Source organism: Desertibacillus haloalkaliphilus (genome assembly GCF_019039105.1).
In the GTDB taxonomy this organism is placed as follows: Bacteria; Bacillota; Bacilli; order Bacillales; family KJ1-10-99; genus Desertibacillus; species Desertibacillus haloalkaliphilus.
In genome coordinates, this window is record NZ_JAHPIV010000303.1 from 1 (window position 1) to 387 (window position 387).

The following is a 387-nucleotide window of genomic DNA, read 5'->3' on the forward strand; positions in this document are numbered from 1 at the left end:
GGGGAGAGGAGAGGGGGAGAAGAGAAAGGGGAAAGGAAGGAAGAAGGAGGAGGAGAAAGGAGGAGAAGAGAAAAGGAGGGAAAGGGGAGAGGGGGAGGAAGGGAGGGGAGGAAAGGGGGAAGGAGAAAAAAAAGAAAGAGGAGGAGAGGGAGGGGAAAGAGAGGAAAGGGAGGAGGGGGAAAGGAAAGAGGGGAAAGGAGAAAAGAAAGGAGGGGAGAGGGAGGAGAAAAGGGGAAGAAAAAGGGAAGGAAAAGGGGGGAGGGGGAGGAGAAAAAGGGAGGAGGGAGGAGAAAGAAGGGAGGAGGAAGAAGAAAGAAGGGAAAGGAGGAAAGAAGGGGAGGAAGAGAGGGAAGGGGAGAAAGAAGAAGAAGAAAGGAGAGAGGGAGA

The 387-nt window shown here is 53.5% G+C and carries 1 protein-coding gene; it reads left to right on the forward strand.

Going from position 1 to position 387, the window contains the following annotated elements:
- Nucleotides 1-387, forward strand: a 387-nt coding sequence (locus KH400_RS29990) for a hypothetical protein (RefSeq protein WP_217228286.1), incomplete at both ends; no start/stop codon positions are given.